The sequence below is a fragment of the Janthinobacterium sp. CG_23.3 genome (genome assembly GCF_046115965.1).
Classification (GTDB): domain Bacteria; phylum Pseudomonadota; class Gammaproteobacteria; order Burkholderiales; family Burkholderiaceae_D; genus Janthinobacterium.
Window position 1 is genome coordinate 11,867 of sequence record NZ_JBJXIB010000075.1, and the last position, 17,284, is coordinate 29,150.

Below are 17,284 nucleotides of genomic sequence, written 5' to 3' on the forward strand. Positions count from 1 at the left end.
CGCGCGATGGCGGCCACGAACCCGAATAGAAAACTATGGCCACTAAAAAAACCTTCTCGTCCAAAACGCAATCGTCGCTGCTGCCCTGGCTGGGCATCGCCGCCATCGTGATCCTGCTCGACCAGGTCTCGAAGATCACCGTCGCGCGCCTGTTCGCCTACGCCGAAGAGCGCGTCGTCACCTCGTTTTTCAACCTGACCCTGGTCTACAACCCGGGCGCCGCCTTCAGCTTCCTGAAGAACGCCGGCGGCTGGCAGCGCTACTTCTTCACCGCCATCGCCATCGGCGCGGTGCTGTTCATCCTCTACCTGCTCAAAAAGCACGCCGGCCAGCGCCTGTTCTGCTGGGCCCTGGCGCTGATCATGGGCGGCGCCATCGGCAACGTGATCGACCGCATCGCCTACGGCCACGTCATCGACTTCCTCGATTTCCACCTCAAGGGCTGGGGACACTTCCCGGCCTTCAACCTCGCCGACTCGGCCATTTTCCTCGGCGCCGCGCTGTTCATCCTCGACGAACTGCGGCGCGTGAACAAGTAATCCCGGAGAAGCATGATGGAACTGTCTGGTAAAAAAATCGTCCTGGGCCTGTCCGGCGGCGTCGCCTGCTACAAAGCGGCGGAACTGTGCCGCGCCATGACCAGGGCCGGCGCCGAGGTGCGCGTCGTCATGACCGACGCCGCCACCCACTTCATCACCGCGGTGACGATGCAGGCGCTGTCGGGCCACCCGGTCCACAGCAGCCAGTGGGACGCCCGCGTCGACAACAACATGGCGCACATCGACCTGAGCCGCGGCGCCGACGCGATCCTGGTGGCGCCCTGCTCGGCCGACTTCATGTCCAAGCTGGCGCACGGCGTCTGCGACGACCTGCTGTCGACGCTGTGCCTGGCGCGCCCGGCCGCGCTGCCGCTGCTGCTGGCGCCGGCGATGAACGTTGAAATGTGGCAGAACCCGGCCACCCAGCGCAACGCCCAGCAACTGCGCGACGACGGCATCGCCCTGTTCGGCCCCGGCGCCGGCGAGCAAGCCTGCGGCGAGGTCGGCCTGGGCCGCATGCTCGAAGCGCAGCAATTGCTGGAGGAATTGATCGCCGCCTTCCAGCCGAAGGCGCTGGCCGGCAAGCGCGTGCTGATCACCGCCGGCCCGACCTTCGAGGCGATCGACCCGGTGCGCGGCATCACCAACCTGTCGTCGGGCAAGATGGGTTACGCCGTGGCGCGCGCCGCCCGCGAAGCCGGCGCCGAGGTCACGCTGATCTCCGGCCCGACCGCGCTGGAGGCGCCGTTCGGCGTGCGCCGCGTCAACGTGCAAAGCGCGCAGCAGATGCACGACGCCGTCATGGGCCAGCTCGACGGCCAGCACGTCTTCATCGCGGTCGCCGCGGTGGCCGACTGGCGCGTGCTCAACGCCAGCGAACAGAAAATGAAGAAGCAGGCCGACGGCTCCGTGCCGGAGTTGAAGTTCGAGCAAAACCCCGACATCCTGGCGGCGGTTGCGGCGCGCACCAACCTGTCCGGCTATCCGTATTGCGTCGGCTTCGCCGCCGAATCGGAAAACCTGGTCGCCTTCGGCGCCAGCAAGCGCGAAAAAAAGGGCATCCCCCTGCTGGTCGGCAACATCGGCCACCACACCTTCGGCCAGGACGACAACACCATCATCCTGTTCGACGAACACGGCCACACGGTCTTGCCGCGCGCCGGCAAGCTGGAACTGGCGCGCCAGCTGATCTGCGAAATCTCCAAGCGGCTGGCCCACAATTCGCTGTTCCAGTGACCCCGGCGGCCAACGCCGCCACACCGCCCCTACCCTAGCACGAGAAGCCACTATGAAAACCATCGACGTCAAAATCCTCGACCCGCGCATGCGCGAACAGATGCCGGCCTACGCCACCCCGGGCAGCGCCGGCCTCGACCTGCGCGCCTGCATCGACGCGCCCATCACCATCGAAGCCGGCCAGACCGTGCTGATCCCGACCGGCCTGGCGATCCACGTCGGCGACCCGTCCTACGCGGCGATGATCCTGCCGCGCAGCGGCATGGGCCACAAGAACGGCATCGTACTGGGCAATCTGGTAGGCTTGATCGATTCCGATTATCAAGGCCAGTTGATGGTCTCGACCTGGAACCGCGGCCATAGCGCATTTACCCTCAACCCGATGGAACGGCTGGCGCAGTTGATCATTGTGCCGGTGCTGCAAGTGGGCTTTAACATTGTCGAGGAATTCGACACAAGCGAACGCGGTGTTGGCGGCTTCGGCAGCACTGGAAAACAATAAGGAAGTATCGATGCCTGGTTACGCCCCCGCTGTAGCACTCCGATTCCGCGCCCCGGCCGCCGCCCTGCTGGCGACGCTGCTGGGCGCCTGCTCGACCCCGCCCGTCTACACCGACGAGCGCGCGCCGCTGCAGCCGCCGCCGCGGCCGGGAATGGCCGCGCCGGTGGTGACCCAGCGCATGCTGGCGGCGCAGGAAACCGTCGCCCGGATGGTCGGCCTGCAGGAACGCCTGTACAAGGTGGCGGCGCCGCTGCTGATCAACAACGCCGACCTGTGCAAGAACCAGGCGCGCAACCTGCTCGGCTTCACCGCCAAGAACAAATACTCCTACCCGGGCGAGTTCGCCGACGCCTCGCGGGCGGCGCTGGGCTATAGCGACATGCTGCAGGTGTCGGGCGTGCTGGCCGGCAGCGGCGCGGCGCGCGCCGGCCTGCGCAAGGGCGACGGCCTGGTCGCGGCCGACGGCAAGGTGCTGCCGCGCGGCGCCAACGCCGAAACCCAGGCGGCCGGCATCTTCGGCCCGCTGGTGGCCAGCCGCGCCACGTTGACCATGACCATCGCGCGCGACGGCGCCGACCAGAAGCTGAGCGTGCCGGTGACGCGCGCCTGCGCCTTCCGGGTCGACCTGGGCAACGCCGACAACGTCAACTCCTACGCCGACGGCCAGCGCGTCATGCTCACCCGCGGCATGATCAACTTCGCCCAGAACGACGAGTCGATCGCCTACGTGATGGCCAAGGACATGGCGCACAACATCCTCGCCCACGCCACCGCGCAGCGCGCCACCGGCACCCTGGGCAGCATCATCGAGAACCTGAACAACGTCGCGCCCGACCTGTCGATGCTGATCGGCAGCGGCGGCGTCAAGCCGATGCCGCAGGAACTCGACGCGGCCGCCGACAAGCTGGCGCTGTACCTGCTGGCGCGCGGCGGCTACAACATCAACAACGCCGCCAGCTTCTGGCAGCGGCTGGCGACGGCCTACCCGGCCAGCGTGCTCAACGGCTACACCGCCAACCATCCCGGCGTCGCCTTCCGCGTCGCCGCGATCAACAAGACCGTTGCCGAGATCAAGGCCAAGCAGGCCAGCAAGACCGCGCTGCTGCCGTAACGCCGCCGGCGCGCCGCTGATCGAATTGCTTTCATTTGTTACATCAGCGCGTCGCCGTCCTTCGGCATCCAACACAAGGTCAGCATCCAAAACACCAACGCCGCCAGGCTGACGCCGGCCCCAAGCAGGCAGACGCCGGACCAGCCCGCCGCCGCGTAGACATGGGTGGTGGCAATGGCGCCCAGCCCGCTCCCCACCGTGTAGAACATCATGTAACAGGCAACGACGCGGCTATGCGCGTCGGCGTGCGCGCTGAAAATCATGCTCTGGTTGGTCACGTGAATGGCCTGCCCGGCGAGGTCCAGCACGACAATGCCGACAATTAAGGCCCACAGCGAGGTGTCGGTGAACGCCAGCGGCAGCCAGGCCGCCAGCAACAGCGCCAGCGCGACCCCGCTGGTCCATTGCCCCAAGCCGCGGTCGGCCAGTTGCCCGGCGCGCGCGGCGGCCAGCGCCCCCACCACGCCGACCAGCCCGAACGCGCCGATCGCCGTGTGCGACAGCGCGTGCGGCGCCGCACTCAGGGGCAATACCAGCACGGTCCAAAAAATACTCAGCGTAGCGAACATCAGCATGGCGATCACGCCGCGCACCTGCAACACCCGGTCGCGCCACAACATGCGCAACATCGACGCCAGCAATTGCGCATACGTCAACGCGACGGTGGTCGCGGCCTGGCCCGGCAGCACCCGCGCCAGGATCGCCAACAACACCAGCGCCAAGGCCGCCGCCGCAAAATACACCGCGCGCCAGCCGGCCAGGTCGGCCACCAGGCCGGCGACCGCGCGCGCCAGCAGCAGGCCTATCATGACGCCGGCTTGCGCGGCCCCGACCACCCGCCCGCGCTCGGACGGCGCCGCCATCGTGGCGGCGTAGGCGATCAAGCCTTGCGTCATGGCGGTGCCCAGCAAACCCAGCGCCAGCATGCCGCCGAGCAGGAAGGAGGTGTTGCCGGCTAGGCCGACCGCCACCAGCGCCGCGCACAGCAACGCCAACTGGACGATGGTCAGGCGGCGCCGGTTCAGCAGATCGCCCAGCGGCACCACGCACAGCAGCGCCAGCGCGCAGCCGACCTGGGTCGCCGCGATCACCATGCCGACGGCGCCGTGGCTGATACCGAACTCGCGCGCCAGCGCGTCCAACAGCGGCTGCGCGTAATACACGTTGGCGACGCTGAATGCGCTCGCCACCGCAAACAGCAGCGTCAGGTAGCGCGGCATGGCCGCGGCGGGCGCCGGCTGGCGGGCGCCGACGGCGGCCCGGGTGGAGTATGTGGACATGGCGTCTCCCGGCTCGGTCAATGTGGTTTTAAATTGAAACTGGTTGAAGCATACCGATACAAGTATTAAAATGCAACCACTTTGATTGAATGCGGCACGCCCGCGGGGGGGGGCGAAAATGGCTAAGCGGCAAGAGTTAAGGATGGATGCGTGCCCGGTGGCGCGTGCGCTGACCGTGGTCGGCGATCAATGGTCGCTGATGATCGTGCGCGACGCGTTTGACGGCGTGCGGCGCTTTGGCGTGTTCCAGAAGAATCTTGGCGTCGCCAGGAACATCCTGGCGGACCGCCTGCGCAAGCTGGTCGAGAACGGCATTCTGGACATGGCGCCGGCCTCGGACGGCACCGCCTACGGGGAGTATGTGCTCACGCCCAAGGGGCTGAGCCTGTTCGGCGTGCTAGTCACCCTGCGCCAGTGGAGCGAGGCGCATCTGTATGGCGCCGGCGAAAGCCATTCCACCATGGTCGAGCGGGACACCGGCACGGCGGTTCCGACCATGCGGCTAAGCCGGCCCGACGGGCGGGTACTCGGCCCCGCCGATACCGTCGTCAACAAATTGCCGGTGTTGCCGTGAGCGTGTCGTAGGTCGGATGAGCAGAGCGTAATCCGACGCCGAGCCGCCGCCGACGCCGGTCGGGTTAGCTGAACGGGCCTAAAAGTTCGGGAAGTCGGGGAAAAACACCCCCATCACCCACGTCAGCGCGGCGCAAAACACCACGGCGGCGAACAGCACGATCAACAGGCGCCCGAACTTCGGGTTGCCGTCGTCTTCTTGGTCTGTGTTCTGTGTCATTTTTACTCCCAGCAAGCTTTCGGAGCGCGTAGTATATTCCATGCTTCGCCCGACCACCCGGCATGGAGCCCTTTCGCGCAATGGACAGCATCGACCTCGAAGTGTTGAAGAGCAGCGCCGCCTGGCTGGCGGCCGGCCACCGCTGCGAATTGGTCACCGTGACCAAGACCTGGGGGTCGAGTCCGCGCCCGGTCGGCGCCACGCTGGCCATCTGCGACGACGGCCGCGTGGTCGGCTCGGTCTCCGGCGGCTGCATCGAGGACGACCTGATCGACCGGGTGCGCCGGCACGGCATCCGCCGCAGCGCGCCAGAGCTGGTCAGCTACGGCATCACGGCCGACGAGGCGCAGCGCTTCGGCCTGCCCTGCGGCGGCACCATCGAACTGGCGATCGAGCCGCTGACGCCGCGCAGCGCCGTGGCCGAACTGCTGCAACGCCTGGAGCGCCACGAACTGGTGGCGCGCCGGCTCGACCTCGACAGCGGCGCCGTCACGCTGGCGCCGGCCGGCCCCGGCGCCGCGCTGCAACTCGACGGGCGCCTGCTGACCACCGTGCACGGCCCGCGCTGGCGCCTGCTGATCATCGGCGCCGGCCAACTGTCGCGCTTTCTCGCGCAAATCGCCATGGCGATGGACTACCACGTCGTCGTCTGCGACCCGCGCGAGGAATACCGCAGCGGCTGGCAACTGCCCGGCGTCGAACTGGTGCACGCGATGCCGGACGACCTGGTGCTGGCACTGCGGCTGGACCGGCGCAGCGCCGTCGTCGCCCTGACCCACGACCCCAAGCTGGACGACCTGGCGCTGATGGAGGCGCTGAAATCGGACGCCTTCTACGTCGGCGCGATCGGCTCGCGCCTGAACAACGGCAAGCGCCGCGAGCGCCTGCTGCAATTCGACGTCAGCGCCGAGCAACTGGCGCGCCTGCACGCTCCCATCGGCCTGTACATCGGCAGCAAGACGCCGGCCGAGATCGCCATATCGATCCTGGCCGAAATGACCGCCGTGAAAAACGCCGTGCCGGCGGCGCTGCAAATCGGCCACGCCGCCGCCCTGGCCGCGCCGGGCGAGACGCCGTGCGCGCGGGCCTTCACCGAACGCATCGAATAAGCAATCCAAGCGCGCAATTCAATAGCAAGAATCGGCTGGCGCCCTGGCGGCGCCGGTAACACACTTCACCTTTGGCAAATGAAAGACACGACATGAAAGCAGCCGACTCCCTCAGGCTCATCCTATTGGCCGCGATCTGGGGCGCCTCCTTCCTGTTCATGCGCATCGGCGCGCCCGTGCTGGGACCGGCCGTGCTGATCGAATACCGGGTCGGCTCGGCCGCCGTGTTCCTGGCCGTGATCGGCTTCGTGCTGAAAAAACCGCTGGGCCTGCGCCAGCACTGGCAGCACTTCATGGTGCTCGGCTTCTTCAACTCGACGCTGCCGTTCATGCTGTACGCCTACGCCGCCACCAGCCTGTCGGCCTCGGTGCTGTCGGTGCTGAACGCCACCTCGCCGATCTGGAGCGCGCTGATCGCCGCCGTCTGGAGCCGCCACGCGATGGCGCCGCGCACCCTGCTCGGCCTGGTGCTCGGCCTGGGCGGCGTGGCCCTGCTAGTCGGCTTCGACCACGTCTCGACCCAGGCCGGCGCCGGCGTGGCGATCTGCGCCGGCCTGCTGGCGGCCTTTTGCTACGGCATCGCCACCACCTACGCCAAATCGGCCAAGGCGGTCGAGCCCTTCGCCAACGCCCACGGCAGCATGTGGGCCGCCGCGCTGATGGTGCTGCCGGCGCTGCCGTTTTTCCCGGCCCCGGCCAGCCCCAGCGTGGGCGTGATGGCGGCGGTGCTGGCGCTCGGCGTGCTGTGCAGCGGCGTCGCCTTCCTGCTGTACTTCCGCCTGATCCACGACGTCGGCGCCACCTCGGCGCTGACGGTGACGTTCCTAATACCGGTGTTCGGCATCCTGTGGGGCTGCCTGTTCCTCGGCGAGGACTTCGGCTGGCACACCGTGGCCGGCTCCTCCATTGTCATCGTCGGCACCGCGCTGGTGACCGGCTTCCGCCCCAGCCTGGCCTGGCTGCGCAAGCCGGCCTCGGTATGAGCGGCGGCGACGGCGTCAACGTGCGCCAAGTCGCCATCGCGCTGCCGCCGGGCTACCGCCTGCAAGACGTGATCGCCTTCCATAGCCGCGACAGCGAAAGCGTGGCCGAACAGGTCGGTCCGCAACGCCTGCGCAAGGGCGTGCTGCTGGACGGCGCCGCGGTCGAACTCGACATCGCCTTCGGCCCGGGCGTGGCCGAGTGCAGCGTGCGCGCCGACGCCGCGCTGTCGGCCGGCGCCGCCGCGCAGGCCGGGCAGGCCTTGCACAACATCCTCGGCCTGCGCATCGATCCGCAACCGTTCGCCGATTTCGTCGGCGCCGACGCGCTGCTGGCGCCGCTGGTGGCGGCCCAGCCCGGCCTGCGCATCGTCCAGTCGGCCAGCGCCTTCGAAGCGTTAACCTGGGCCATCATCGGCCAGCAGATCAACCTGCCTTTCGCCATTGCGCTGCGCCGCACCTTCATCTTGCAGGCGGGCCGCCAACACAGCGGCGGCCTGTGGTGCTATCCCGAGGCGGCCGACGTCGCCCGGCTCGACGTGGCGCAACTGACCGCGCGCAAATTCTCGCGCGCCAAGGCGGAAACCCTGCTGCGCCTGGCGCGCCTGGTCGACGACGGCGCGCTCGACCTGGCGCTGGCGCCGGGCGGCGACGTCGGACCGGTCTCGGCGGCCTTGTTGGCGGTGAAGGGAATCGGCCCGTGGACCGTCAACTACGCGCTGCTGCGCGGCTACGGCTACGCCGACTGCTCGCTGCACGGCGACGTCGCCATCCGCGCCGCGCTGCAAGCGCTGCTGGGCGAGCCAAGCAAGCCGGACATGGCGCGCACCGAGCAATGGCTGGCGCAGTACCGGCCCCACCGCACCATGCTCGCCGCCCACCTGTGGGCCAGCCTGCACCAGCGCCCGCACGAATAATCAAGCTTGCCCTTCATCGTATCAGGCCCGCAATGGACTAGTTTCGTCCGTCCGGTGAGCCACCGCATCGGCCGGCTCGACGGCGCGCTGGCGTAAAAATCGTCGGCGCAAAAACCAAAAATCCGCCGACTCTTTTGCAAGAACCGACGGCTTCAATATTTGGTTGCGGGGACAGGATTTGAACCTGTGACCTTCGGGTTATGAGCCCGACGAGCTGCCAGACTGCTCCACCCCGCACAAGAATTATATACGCTGGCGCCGCTCAGGGCAATAGCCATGTCCGGATTACCGGCAAGAGGCGCCGGAAAAACCAAAAAGCCGCCGGTTCCTTTTGCAAGAACCGACGGCTTCGATATTTGGTTGCGGGGACAGGATTTGAACCTGTGACCTTCGGGTTATGAGCCCGACGAGCTGCCAGACTGCTCCACCCCGCACAAGAATTATATAGGCATTTTCCGCAATGCGCAATGGCCAACTCCCGCCTCCACGGAAAGCCGCGGCTTCGGTGCCGCCGCCCGCCTCAGGACGACTGCATCTAGCCGATTTCCTGGCCAATTTCCTGGCCCAGTTCTTTGCCCATTTCCTGGCTCCCGGTCTCGCCGGCTGCCGGCGCCTCGCCGCCCTCCTCGCCGGAGGTCTCGAGCGGCACGTCGTGCAGCAGGCGGTAATGGCGGAAGGCTTCACGTATGTTGTCGCGCAACAGCTTGTTGTCCCATGGCTTGGTGTAGAAACGGTAGATGGCGCCGCGGTTGATCGCCTCCATGATCGACTCGAGGTCGGTGTAGCCCGACAGCACGATGCGCAGCGTCTTCGGGTACAGTTCCTTGACGCGGTCCAGGAACACCGTGCCGTTCATCGCCGGCATGCGCTGGTCGCACAGGATCACCTGCACCTCGTGCAGCGCCAACAGCTCGAAGCCCTCGGCGGCCGACTGCGCCGCCAGGATGTGGTAGCCGTCCTGGCGCAGCAGGCGCTGCAGCGTGGACAGGATATGCTCCTCGTCGTCGACCAGCAACAGCGTCTGGCGCGGCGCGCGCGCCTCGGCGGCCTGCGCCGGCAGGCGCTTGCGCTCGCGCAGCACGCCCTCGATGCCCTCCAGCGCCAGCGGCCGGCTGAAATAGAAGCCCTGGATCTGATCGCAATGGTGGCGCCGCAGGTAGGACAGCTGGGCCGCCGTCTCAACCCCTTCGGCGATCACCTCCAGCTTCAGGCTGTGGGCCATGCCGATAATGGCCAGCACGATGGCGGCGTCGTCCGAATTGGTGGTGACGTCGCGCACGAAGGCGATGTCGATCTTGATCTTGTCGATCGGGAAGCGGCGCAGATAGGCCAGGCTGGAGTAACCGGTGCCGAAGTCGTCGATTGAAATCTGCACGCCGCGGCCCTTGAGCTTGCGCAGCGTGTCCATGGTGCGCTCGGTGTTGGCCATCAAGGAACTTTCGGTCAGCTCCAACTCCAGCAGGTCGGGCGAGATGTCGTTCTCGCACAGCGCCGCGCCGACCTCCTCGTCCAGGTCGCCCTCGACGAACTGGCGCCCCGACACGTTCACCGACACCTGCACCGGGCCGACCGCGCCGCGCAACCACAGGCCGATCTGGCGGCAGGCGCTGGCGATGACCCAGTTGCCTACCCGCACGATCAGGCCGGTCTCTTCCAGCATGGGGACGAAGTCCTGCGGCGGCACCAGCCCGTGCCCCGGCCGCTGCCAGCGCAGCAGCGCCTCGACGCCGGACATGCGCCCGGTGCTGAGCGTCACCTTGGGCTGGTACACCAGCGAAAACTCGCCGTTCTCGAGCGCCCTGCGCAACGCGACCTCCAGGTCCAGCCGCGCCAGCACCTCGGCGTTCATCTGCGCGGTGAAGAAGCGGTAGGTGTCGCGCCCGGCCTGCTTGGCCCGGTACATCGCCGTGTCGGCGTACTTGACCAGCGTGTCCGGGTCGGCCGCGTCGTCCGGATACAGGGTGATGCCGACGCTGGCGGTGACGCTCATTTCGTGCCCCTTCAGCGCGAACGGCGCGCGCAGCGCGTCGCGGATCTTGGTGGCGACCTGGACCGCCCCCTGCGGCCCCTCTTGCATGACCAGGATCACCGCGAACTCGTCGCCGCCGAGGCGCCCGACGACGTCGCGCGCGCGCACGCACTGCACCAGGCGGCTGCTGAACTGGCCCAGCAGCTCGTCACCGACCGCGTGGCCGAGCGTGTCGTTGACGTTCTTAAAATAATCGAGGTCGATGAACAGCACGCCGATCTGCCAGCCGCTCAGTTCGGCCTGGACCAGGGTTTTCTTCAATGTCTCGTAGAACAGCGTGCGGTTGGGCAGGCCGGTCAGCGCGTCGAAATGGGCCATCCGGTGCAGCCGCAACTCGGCCTCCTTGCGCTCGGTGATGTCGCGCGCCACGCCGACGATGATCCAGTCGTCGCCGAAGCGCTGGGCCTGCCGGTTGACCTCCACCTGCAGCATCGAGCCGTCCTTGCGCCGCAACTGGGTTTCGCTGAAGCCGCCGACGCTGGCGCCGCCGATGATGGCGTCGTACATCGCCGCCAGTTCGTCGCGGCTGCCGCCGCCCATCTGCGACGGCCCCAGCGCGAACAATTCCTCGCGGGCGTAGCCGAGCATCTTGCAGGCGGTGGCGTTGACTTCGACGAAGAGCATGCTGCGCCGCTCGACCAGCATGATGGCGTCGGCGGTGGCGTCCATCGCCGTGCGGAAGCGTTGTAGCGAGACCGTGCGTTCCCGCACCTGGCGCTCGAGGATCGCGCTGTAGCTCTGCTGGAAGTCGCTGAAGGCCTTCAAGCGCAGCAGGTTGCGCACCCGCAACCACAGCTCGGCCCGGTCCACCGGCTTGCTCAGGAACTCCTCGGCGCCGGCGTCGAGCCCGGCCAGGCGGGCGCCGCGGTCGTCCCGCGCCGTCACCATGATGATCGGGATGGCGCTGGTGGCCGGGTCGGCCTTGAGCAGGCGGGCCAGCGCGTGGCCGTCCATGTCCGGCATCATGACGTCGAGCAGGACCAGGTCGGGCGGCTGCGCGGCGATCGAGCGCAGCGCCTCGGCGCCGCTGGCCGCGGTCTGGGTCAGGTAGCCCTCGGGCCGCAGCAGCGCCTCGAGCAGGCGCCGGTTCTGCGCCTCGTCGTCGACGACGAGGATGGTGGCGGCGCGCGCGCTCACGGCGCCAGCTTGGACGTTGGACTCCCGCCGGCCGCCAGTTGCTGCGACTTCAGTAGCAGCGTGTCGATGGTCGCGTACAACTCCTGGTAGCGCAGCGGCTTGGCGATGTAGGCGTCGCAGCCGGCCAGCTGGCTTCTTTCCCGGTCCGCCTTCATCGCCATCGCCGTCAGCGCGATGACGGGGATGGCGGCGGTGGCCGGGTCGCCCTTCAGCAGGGCGGTCGCCGCCAGCCCGTCCATGCCCGGCAGCTGGATATCCATCAGGATCAGGTCGGGCAGCTCGGCGCGCGCCAGCGTTAAACCGGTTTCGGCGTCGGCCGCGCACAACACCGCGTGGCCGGCGTTTTGTAACAACAGCACGGACAGCTTCATGTTCGCCGCGTTGTCTTCCACCATCAATATTCTCGCCATGTCCCGCCCCTTGCACTATGACAGCAACGCGCGCCGGACCTCGGCCATGAAGCGCAACTGGTCGAACCCCGGTTTCTCGATAATATGGATAGGCTGGGCCAGCTTGCTGTTGAGTACGCTACGGTCTTGCTCGGTGATCAGCTTGGCCGTCACCACCAGCACCGGGATCTGCGCGGTGGCGTCGTGGCGCCGCAAGGCCTCGACGACGTCGAAGCCGTTCACCTCCGGCATCATCAGGTCGAGCAGGATCAAGTCCGGGCGCAACCGTTGCGCCAGCGCGATCGCCTCGGCGCCGCCATACGCGCGCGCCACCGCGTAGGCCGGCCCCGGCAGGAACGCGGCGATCACCTCGACGGCCTTGGGGTCGTCGTCGACGATCAGCACCGTGTGGACCTGGTCCGGCGTCGGCAGCAGGCCGAGGCTGGAAAGCGAACTCTTCAACTGAGCCCGGCTGATCGGTTTTTGCAGCACGGCGGCGGCGCCGCCGGCCAGCGCCAGATGCTTGTCGACGCTGCCGGAGATGATCACCACCGGCACGCGCGCCAGGGCGCCCGCTTCGCGCAGGCGCCGCAGGAATTCCCAGCCGTCGATGCCGGGCAACATCAAGTCGAGCGTGATCAGACTCAGCGTATGTTGCGGCGCCAGCAACAGCGCCGCCTCGGCGCTGGCGGCGATCAGCACGGTGAAGCCTTCGGCCTCGAGCAGCAGGCGCACCAGCTCGGCGGCGCGCTCGTCGTCTTCGACCACCAGCGCGGTGCGCCCCCCCCGCCGCGCCGGCCGCCGCCGCGGCGGCGGCGGCGCGCGCCTGCCGGCGCAGCGGCAGCCAGACGGCGAAGCGGGCGCCCTCGCCCTCGGCGCTGGCCACCGCCGCCGTGCCGCCGTGCAGTTCGGCCAGTTGCTTGACCATCGCCAGGCCCAGGCCGGTGCCCTCGAACTTGCGCGCCAGGCTGCTGTCGATCTGGCTGAAGGCCTGGAACAACTTGCCCATATCGCGCGACGAAATGCCGATGCCGCTGTCGCCGACGCAAATTTCCAGGAATTCGTTGAACTCGCTGTCGGCCAGCGCGAAGCCGTGCACCGGCCACGGCCCCGGCAAGACGCCGACCTGCTGGCGCGCGACCCGGCGCGCGCTCAGGGTGACGTTGCTGCCCTCGGCGCCGAACTTGACGGCGTTCGACAGCAGGTTGTAGACGATCTGCTTGGTCTTGCGGATGTCGAGCAGCGGCTCGCCCAGGTCGCCGGCGACGTCCAGCGTCAGGCTGATGCGCTGGGCCGCCGCCTTTTCCTTGACGATCGACAGGCTGCTCGAGAGCAGGCCAAGGGGCTCGACCGGGTCGAGTTCAAGCGCCATCATGCCGGCCTCGACCTTCGACAGGTCGAGGATGTCGTTGATCAGGGACAGCAGATGCTGGCCGCTGGTGAAGATGTCGCCGATGTATTCGTGCTGGCTGTCGCTGAGCGCGCCGATCAGGCCGTCCTTGAGCGCCTCGGAAAAGCCGATGATGGCGTTGAGCGGCGTGCGCAACTCGTGCGACATGGTGGCCAGGAACTCCGACTTCATCCGGCTGGCGTGCTCGAGTTCGACGTTTTTCTCGTGCAGCGCGCGCTCGAATCGCTTGCGCTCGGTGACGTCGCGCGCCGACGCGAACACCCCCTGCAGGGTGCGGTCGCGGTCGTGGAAGGTGGCGGCGTTGTACGACACCACGGTTTCGTCGCCGTTCAAGGCGCGCACCGTCAACTCGTAGTCGCTGACCTTGTTTTCCTTGAGCACGCGCTTGATGGCGGCGTCGGCCTGCAACGGGTCGGTGAAGAAGTTCTTGCTGGGCGCGCCGATCAGCTCGTCGCGGGTGCGCCCGGTCAGCGCGATCATCTGCTGGTTGACGTCGGAGATGATGCCCTGCGGGTCGGTCATCATCAGCGCGTCGATGTTCGACTCGATCAGCGAGCGGGTGTAGAACTGCTGGTCGCGCAGGCGCTGGTCGAGCACCGCCTGGGCCGCCTCGACCTGCTTGCGGGCGGTGTTGTCGGTGCCGATCAGCAGGTAGCCGAGCACGCTCCCGCCGGCGTCGCGCAGCACCGTCACCGAGACCACGGCGGGAAAGCGGCTGCCATCCTTGCGCACGTAGGTCAGCTCGTACATGTCCTCGATGCCGCGCGAGGCCTTGAACACCAGCGCCTCGAAACCGGGGCTGATGGGGGTGCCGTATTCATCGCTCAGGCTGCTGGCGCGGGCGACCAGTTCGTGCGGATCGGAAATGTCGGCCGGCGTGATGCGGTTGACGATGTCGACCGCGTCGTAGCCGAGCATGCGCTCGGCGCCGACGTTGAAAATCTGGATCACGCCGCGCTCGTCGGTGGCGATGCTGGAGAAGTAGACGCTATTGAAAATGGCGTCCTGCAGGGCGCCGGTCTTGATCAGCGCCTGCTTTTTTTGTAGCGCGCCGGCGACGCCGTCGCCACCCCCGGCGCTGTCGCTGAAAACACTGGTCGGCATAAGCGCTTCCTCTAGCTCGATGAAACAGGGGGAACCAGTGCGACCCGCCTTCCGGGCGGACCTTGCGCGAATTTCCATCAGAAAATTTGCACCACTTGATAGTAGGCGCAATCGCATCAATTGCACAAGCATATCGAAGAAACTCGTCCACCATTGTGGTCGGAAACGCCGGGCGGCAATCTCGCCAATAATCACAACAGGGGGAAGCGGGTGGCCGCAAGGCCACTTGGCGCGGGGCCGGCACGCGGCGCAAGGCGGCGCCACTACCTGGAACATGGCATGAATTGGCGGAATCTCCCCGGCGCGCGCCCGTCGCCCGCACAGCCGCGCCCAGGTCTGCTATCCTCGCTGCACCCGCCCCTATCTGACGCGACAATGAAATTCGGCTTCGCCCCCCTCGCCCTCGCGCTTCTTTACGCCACGCCGGCGGCGGCCGCGCCGATCACCGTCGCCTGGCGCGACAAACCGCCCTACCACTACACCGACGACGGCGAGGAGAAGGGTTTCCTGCTGGAGCGCGCGCAACAGGTGTTCGCCGCCGCCGGCGTCGACAACCGCTTCGTCACCGAGCCGGCCAAACGCATCTGGGCCAATTTCCACGGCGGCAAGCCCAACTATTGCTCGATCGGCTGGTACCGCCTGCCCGAGCGGGAACGCGTGGCCCAGTTCAGCGCGCCCTTCCACCTCGACCCGCCGCACACCATCCTCATCGCGCCCGGCGCCGTCGCCCAGGTGCGCGCCCACGCCACGCTGGCGTCGCTGCTGGGCGATATGCACCTGACCATCGGCATCGTTGACGGCGTCTCCTACGGCGCCGACATCGACGCCCTGATCGCGCACGGCGCCAACCAGGTGGTGCGGCGCACCGTCGACCCCACCGCGATGATGCGCATGCTCACGGTCGGGCGCGCCTCGTTCATGTTCCTCGACCGCGAGGACTGGGAGTATTACCGCCAGCGCGACGCCAGCCTGCGCAACACCGTGCGCCACGATTTCCCCGACATGCCGCCCGGCCTGACCCGCCACATCGCCTGCAGCCGCGACGTCGCGCCGGACGTCATGGCCAGGCTGAACCGGGCGATCGACCGCGTCAGCAAGGCGCGCCCGGGCGCCAGCGCGCACGCCGGCCCGGCGCGGCAGCATTAACGCGACCCGGCCCGACGCCGGGCCGGCAAACGACAAGCCGAAACGGGGCGGTAAAACCAACAACGCCGATCCGCTTGCAAGTGTAAAAAGGTGCGGACACAGAGCCATATGGCACTCTGGCATCGCCGCGGCGGGTCGTTTGACGCGTGTATAGGACTACAGCCATAGCAAGTATATCGACTGGCTTGTCTAGCCTACACGGGGAGAGCGCTATGGGCCGCGACCGATGCCGATCTTGCGGAAAAAGCAAAAAGCCGCCGGCCCTTTTGCAAGAACCGGCGGCTTCGAAATATGGTTGCGGGGACAGGATTTGAACCTGTGACCTTCGGGTTATGAGCCCGACGAGCTGCCAGACTGCTCCACCCCGCAGACGCATTATAGGCGAGATCGTAAACTTAGGCAATATCTATCTAAAAACCGACCGCAATAGCGCCCGATTGCCCGCGCTAGCCCTGCCGGCACGCATGATCAGACGCAGGGCGCCGTGCTGAATGCGCCGTGGTGCGCGCAATCGGTGTAAAGTAAGCACTAAACCTACTTTTGCCATTGCCCATGAAATTTTGCTCCGAATGCGCCCATCCCGTTGAACTGTCGGTCCCGGCCGGCGACAACCGCCCGCGTTACGTCTGCGTCCACTGCGCCACCATCCACTACCAGAACCCGAAAATGGTGATCGGCTCGATTCCGGTGTGGGAACAGGACGGCCAATTACAAATTCTGCTGTGCAAGCGCGCGATCGAACCGCGCTACGGCTACTGGACGCTGCCCGCCGGCTTCATGGAAAACAATGAAACCACGGCCGACGCGGCGCTGCGCGAGACGGTCGAGGAAGCCGGCGCCAACATCGAGCTGGGCGGCCTGTTCACCCTGCTCAACGTGGCGCGCGTGCACCAGGTCCACATGTTCTACCTGGCGCGCCTGCGCGACCTCGATTTCGCGCCCGGCATCGAAAGCCTGGACGTGCGCTTGTTCAGCGAGGCCGAGATCCCCTGGGACGACCTGGCCTTCCCCACCATCCGCACCACGCTGGAACTGTTCTTCTCGGACCGGGTCAAAATACGCGGGGGCGGCAGCCACGGCTTCCACACCCTCGACATCGACCGGCCGATGCGCGCCGGCTGAGCGCCAACCCGAGCGCGCCGATGATTCCCTGGCTCGATCCGCACACGCCCTTCCCCGACGTCTCGCAGGCGCTGACGACCGACGCGCCGGGCCTGCTGGCCGCCGGCGCCGACCTGTCGCCGCAGCGCCTGCTGGCGGCCTACCGGCGCGGCATCTTCCCCTGGTTTTCCGAGGGCCAACCCATCCTCTGGTGGAGCACCGACCCGCGCATGGTGCTGATGACGGCCGAGCTGCGCGTCTCCGACAGCCTGAAGAAGGCGCTGCGCCGGGTCGCCCGCAGCGCCGCCACGGACGGGCGCTGGCAGGTGCGCTTCGACAGCGACTTCGAGGCCGTCATGCGGGCCTGGGGGGGGGGGGGGGGGGGGGGGGCAGGGGGGGGGGGGGGCTCTGAAAGTAACGCCAAACCCCCCCCAACTCAACCCCTCCAGCCCCCACGCCCCCAGCGCAGCGGGCGTGGTGGGCAGCGGGTCGCGGGGGTA

16 protein-coding genes, 3 tRNA genes and 1 pseudogene are annotated in these 17,284 nt (G+C 67.5%); 11 read left to right on the forward strand and 9 right to left on the reverse strand.

The genetic code is table 11. The features are described from left to right. Window positions 1-35: 35 nt before the first annotated feature. Genes lspA through ACFDR9_RS17340 form a run of 4 tightly spaced genes read left to right on the forward strand, consistent with a single transcriptional unit; the run spans window position 36 to window position 3,388 of the window. Window positions 36-539 carry a signal peptidase II gene (gene lspA / locus ACFDR9_RS17325; protein WP_017878848.1) on the forward strand — a complete coding sequence of 168 codons (504 nt, stop codon included), beginning with the start codon at window positions 36-38 and terminating at the stop codon, window positions 537-539. A gap of 15 nt (window positions 540-554) precedes the next feature. After that, window positions 555-1,775 (forward strand): bifunctional phosphopantothenoylcysteine decarboxylase/phosphopantothenate--cysteine ligase CoaBC, encoded by a 1,221-nt coding sequence (gene coaBC / locus ACFDR9_RS17330; RefSeq protein WP_409031799.1) that lies wholly within the window; start codon window positions 555-557, stop codon window positions 1,773-1,775. Between the two features lie 52 nt (window positions 1,776-1,827). Next, entirely contained in the window at window positions 1,828-2,277 is a 450-nt protein-coding gene (gene dut / locus ACFDR9_RS17335) for a dUTP diphosphatase (protein WP_017878846.1), read from the forward strand. A gap of 10 nt (window positions 2,278-2,287) precedes the next feature. Then, window positions 2,288-3,388, forward strand: a complete 1,101-nt coding sequence (locus ACFDR9_RS17340) for a M48 family metalloprotease (protein WP_409031790.1) — start codon at window positions 2,288-2,290, stop codon at window positions 3,386-3,388. 38 nt (window positions 3,389-3,426) lie between these two features. Here the strand turns inward: ACFDR9_RS17340 and ACFDR9_RS17345 are convergent, their stop codons facing one another. Next, window positions 3,427-4,668, reverse strand: a complete 1,242-nt coding sequence (locus tag ACFDR9_RS17345) for an MFS transporter (RefSeq protein WP_409031791.1) — start codon at window positions 4,666-4,668, stop codon at window positions 3,427-3,429. Between the two features lie 118 nt (window positions 4,669-4,786). Here ACFDR9_RS17345 and ACFDR9_RS17350 point away from each other — a divergent pair, with 118 nt between their 5' ends. Beyond that, the gene (locus ACFDR9_RS17350; RefSeq protein WP_409031792.1) at window positions 4,787-5,242 is read left to right on the forward strand and encodes a winged helix-turn-helix transcriptional regulator; all 456 of its coding nucleotides are present in this window, start codon (window positions 4,787-4,789) and stop codon (window positions 5,240-5,242) included. Window positions 5,243-5,320: 78 nt separating this feature from the next. On the opposite strand, the gene ACFDR9_RS17355 is transcribed toward ACFDR9_RS17350, so the two are convergent. Then, a complete protein-coding gene (locus ACFDR9_RS17355) occupies window positions 5,321-5,461 on the reverse strand; it encodes a hypothetical protein (RefSeq protein WP_017878842.1) in 141 nt (46 codons plus the stop codon). Window positions 5,462-5,541: 80 nt separating this feature from the next. Here ACFDR9_RS17355 and ACFDR9_RS17360 point away from each other — a divergent pair, with 80 nt between their 5' ends. The 3 genes from ACFDR9_RS17360 to ACFDR9_RS17370 all read left to right on the forward strand — a co-directional run bounded on the left by ACFDR9_RS17360 (window position 5,542) and on the right by ACFDR9_RS17370 (window position 8,467). Beyond that, on the forward strand, window positions 5,542-6,570 hold the full coding sequence (locus ACFDR9_RS17360; protein ID WP_409031793.1) for an XdhC family protein: 1,029 nt from the start codon (window positions 5,542-5,544) through the stop codon (window positions 6,568-6,570). A 92-nt stretch (window positions 6,571-6,662) separates the two neighbouring features. Then, a complete protein-coding gene (locus tag ACFDR9_RS17365) occupies window positions 6,663-7,553 on the forward strand; it encodes a DMT family transporter (protein ID WP_026133386.1) in 891 nt (296 codons plus the stop codon). Beyond that, window positions 7,550-8,467: a DNA-3-methyladenine glycosylase family protein gene (locus tag ACFDR9_RS17370; protein ID WP_409031794.1), complete on the forward strand. Its 918-nt coding sequence runs from the start codon at window positions 7,550-7,552 to the stop codon at window positions 8,465-8,467. The genes ACFDR9_RS17365 and ACFDR9_RS17370 overlap by 4 nt, the downstream gene beginning before the upstream one ends. A gap of 160 nt (window positions 8,468-8,627) precedes the next feature. On the opposite strand, the gene ACFDR9_RS17375 is transcribed toward ACFDR9_RS17370, so the two are convergent. The 6 genes and pseudogenes from ACFDR9_RS17375 to ACFDR9_RS17400 all read right to left on the reverse strand — a co-directional run. Beyond that, window positions 8,628-8,704 (reverse strand) — tRNA-Met (locus tag ACFDR9_RS17375). Window positions 8,705-8,824: 120 nt separating this feature from the next. Beyond that, window positions 8,825-8,901, reverse strand: a tRNA-Met gene (locus ACFDR9_RS17380). A gap of 101 nt (window positions 8,902-9,002) precedes the next feature. After that, entirely contained in the window at window positions 9,003-11,633 is a 2,631-nt protein-coding gene (locus ACFDR9_RS17385) for an EAL domain-containing protein (protein ID WP_409031795.1), read from the reverse strand. Further along, window positions 11,630-12,043, reverse strand: a complete 414-nt coding sequence (locus tag ACFDR9_RS17390) for a response regulator (RefSeq protein WP_409031796.1) — start codon at window positions 12,041-12,043, stop codon at window positions 11,630-11,632. The genes ACFDR9_RS17385 and ACFDR9_RS17390 overlap by 4 nt, the downstream gene beginning before the upstream one ends. A 15-nt stretch (window positions 12,044-12,058) precedes the next feature. Continuing rightward, complete coding sequence (locus tag ACFDR9_RS17395; protein ID WP_409031800.1) at window positions 12,059-12,790, reverse strand: response regulator; 732 nt, start codon at window positions 12,788-12,790, stop codon at window positions 12,059-12,061. A gap of 76 nt (window positions 12,791-12,866) precedes the next feature. Next, window positions 12,867-14,813, reverse strand: a pseudogene (locus ACFDR9_RS17400) (PAS domain-containing sensor histidine kinase); the annotation flags it as partial. Window positions 14,814-14,912: 99 nt separating this feature from the next. Here ACFDR9_RS17400 and ACFDR9_RS17405 point away from each other — a divergent pair. Further along, window positions 14,913-15,683: a transporter substrate-binding domain-containing protein gene (locus ACFDR9_RS17405; protein WP_017878835.1), complete on the forward strand. Its 771-nt coding sequence runs from the start codon at window positions 14,913-14,915 to the stop codon at window positions 15,681-15,683. Window positions 15,684-15,975: 292 nt separating this feature from the next. Here ACFDR9_RS17405 and ACFDR9_RS17410 read toward each other — a convergent pair. After that, a tRNA-Met gene (locus tag ACFDR9_RS17410) sits at window positions 15,976-16,052 on the reverse strand. Between the two features lie 183 nt (window positions 16,053-16,235). Here ACFDR9_RS17410 and ACFDR9_RS17415 point away from each other — a divergent pair. Further along, window positions 16,236-16,805: an NUDIX hydrolase gene (locus tag ACFDR9_RS17415; RefSeq protein ID WP_409031797.1), complete on the forward strand. Its 570-nt coding sequence runs from the start codon at window positions 16,236-16,238 to the stop codon at window positions 16,803-16,805. 20 nt (window positions 16,806-16,825) lie between these two features. Further along, window positions 16,826-17,284, forward strand: a 459-nt coding sequence (locus ACFDR9_RS17420) for a leucyl/phenylalanyl-tRNA--protein transferase (RefSeq protein ID WP_409031798.1), incomplete at its 3' end; no start/stop codon positions are given.